The organism is Siminovitchia fortis, from assembly GCF_007681465.1.
GTDB classification, from domain to species: domain Bacteria; phylum Bacillota; class Bacilli; order Bacillales; family Bacillaceae_C; genus Siminovitchia; species Siminovitchia fortis.
This window is the reverse complement of record NZ_VEKZ01000117.1, coordinates 1-2,480: the sequence shown is the minus strand read 5'-3', so window position 1 is coordinate 2,480 and position 2,480 is coordinate 1. Positions and strand designations below refer to the sequence as shown.

Sequence of the window (2,480 nt, the reverse complement as noted above, 5' to 3'; positions counted from 1 at the left end):
TTGTAACTGCTAAGCTAAATTGAACAGTTTTTGCTCGATAGAAATGAACACTTTCCGCCCATATTCCCTCCCATCAGTTAAACTAGGAAAAGTATGAAATAGCTGATGTAACGGAGGATCGGGAAGGTGCTGAAACTAGAAGTGATTGTGGAGGTTCATCAATTGAAAAGGCAGGGCTTTAAAGTCGCAGCCATTGCCAGGAAGTGCAATCTATCAAGGACAACTGTTTATCAATATCTTGAAAAGGATTTCGAAGAGGCCTACAAGTGGACGGAGGAATTAAAGACAAGACACCGGAAGCTGGATCCTTATCAGGATCAAATGCTGGGCTGGCTAAAAGAGCACCCGGATTTATCAGCCTCTCAAATTTCAGATTGGCTGGAGGAACGCTGTAAGTTCAAAAATGTCGGGGACAGCACTGTGCGCACCTATGTGAGGGAGTTGCGGGAAAAATATCATATCCCAAAATCACTCGTGTTCCGGAGTTATGAAGCCGTAGAGGAATTACCCAAAGGGAAACAGATGCAGGTGGATTTTGGAGAAATGAAAGTGAAAACCTTTGAGGGAAAAGTCATCAAACTATATGCGATCGCCTTCGTCCTCTCCCACTCACGTTTCAAATATGCCGAGTGGCAGGAACGTCCATTTACTACCCGGGATGTCCTGCGTTGTCATGAGAAGGCGTTTGAGTACTATGGCGGGATGACGGAAGAGATTGTCTATGACCAGGACAAGTTGATGACAGTCAGTGAAAATGGGGGCGATATTATCTATACGGAAGAGTTCCAGGCATACAGGCAGCAGAAAGGATTCCGTATCTATCTGTGCCGGGCTGCAGACCCGGAATCAAAAGGAAAGATTGAGAATGTGGTGAAATTCATTAAAGGGAATTTCGCGAAGAATCGGGTATTCCACCAGATAGATACCTGGAACGAGCAGTGTTTGGCCTGGCTCGAAAGAAAAGGAAATTACCAGGTACACAATACAACAAAAAAGAGACCTGTCGAAGTGTTTGCCCTGGAAAAGCCACACTTACGAAAAGTCTCCTCCCTGCTCTCTTTCGAAAGCAACCATGGTTCCGGTATAACAAGGACTGTACATAAGGACAACATCATTAAATTCCGATCTAATCGTTATTCTGTCCCGTTGGGGACGTATAAACCCCATGGTGATAACACGGTCCGTATCCGGATTGAAGAAGAAAAGCTGATCATCGAAAAGATACCCGGAGGTGAGCCATTGGCTGTTCATCCCCTTTCCAAAGGCAAGGGCCAGCTGATCAAGAATACAGACCACTCCAGGGACAGGTCCAAAGGTATACAGGCATACATGGATACGGCCAAGAGCTCCTTTGAAGACCAGGAAAAGATTCAACGTTTTCTTGATGAAATCTATCAGCGTTATCCAAGGTACATAAGGGACCAGCTTCAGATTCTTCAAAGGGCCGTAAAGGCTTTTCAGCCGTTCATCCAGTCTGCCCTGGATGTTTGTATCGAAAAGGACTTGTGGAGTGCCAACGATTTTCATGATGTGGCAAAACATTTGGCAAGAACCCAAGGGCATGAGGACATAATCCCTGAAATTCCGGGTTCCGGGGAGGCCTCCGTATATTTCAAAGAGAAAGCATCATTAAGGGAACTGGATGGTTACCTGAAGATTTTGGGAGGTGCCTGAATGGACTACTCGGTGGAGGATTTACAGAGACAGTTTCATCGCTTGAGAATGGCAGAGACATCAAAGGTGCTGCCGGCTTTTTTGAGAAAGGCAGAGACTCATTCGTGGACTTATCAGGAGTTTCTGCGCGAACTGCTTTCGTACGAGGAAAGTCGGCGCGAAGAGAAAATGATAGAAAAGCATTTGAAGTGGGCGAAGTTTCCTTACCAAAAGAGCTTCGAAGAGTTTGACCTTAAAGAACTGCCGACACTCAGCGAGAGACAGTTAAGGCAGCTCCAAGAGCTCTCATGGCTGGAAGAATCTTTCAATCTCATATTTTTGGGCCCGCCGGGAGTTGGGAAAACTCATATCGCTATTGGGTTAGGGTTGGAAGCAATCAATAGAGGGCACCGTGTGTCATTTATCTCTATGGGAGAATTGGTTCCTCTATTGAAAAGTGAGGAGTACCTCCAGAAATCTCAGCTGCAGCTGAAACGGATCAGAGGGGCCGATCTCGTCATCATCGATGATTTGATGTACATGGCCATGGACCAAAACGAGGCCAATTTGTTCTTTCATCTCATCAATCATCTCTATGAACGAAGTTCCATCATACTCACATCAAACAAAGGGCCTGAGGAGTGGGGAGAGTTACTGGGAGACCAGGGAATCACAACGGCGATCCTGGATCGCCTTCTCCACCGTTCTGAAGTTCTACACTTTAACGGAGCTAGCCATAGAATCAAATATCGAGAGTCTCTGTTCCAAGCGAAAAGTGTTCAAAATTAATGAGCAAAAAGTGTTCAAAACTACTTGACGGTTACAGC

2 protein-coding genes are annotated in these 2,480 nt (G+C 45.6%); both read left to right on the top strand.

What is annotated here, in order from left to right; all coding sequences use genetic code 11:
• The first annotated feature begins 126 nt into the window (after positions 1-126).
• On the top strand, positions 127-1,674 hold the full coding sequence (gene istA, locus FS666_RS19055) for an IS21 family transposase (RefSeq protein WP_144463763.1): 1,548 nt from the start codon (positions 127-129) through the stop codon (positions 1,672-1,674).
• Positions 1,675-2,442: an IS21-like element helper ATPase IstB gene (gene istB, locus FS666_RS19050; protein ID WP_144463762.1), complete on the top strand. Its 768-nt coding sequence runs from the start codon at positions 1,675-1,677 to the stop codon at positions 2,440-2,442.
• Positions 2,443-2,480 lie beyond the last annotated feature (38 nt).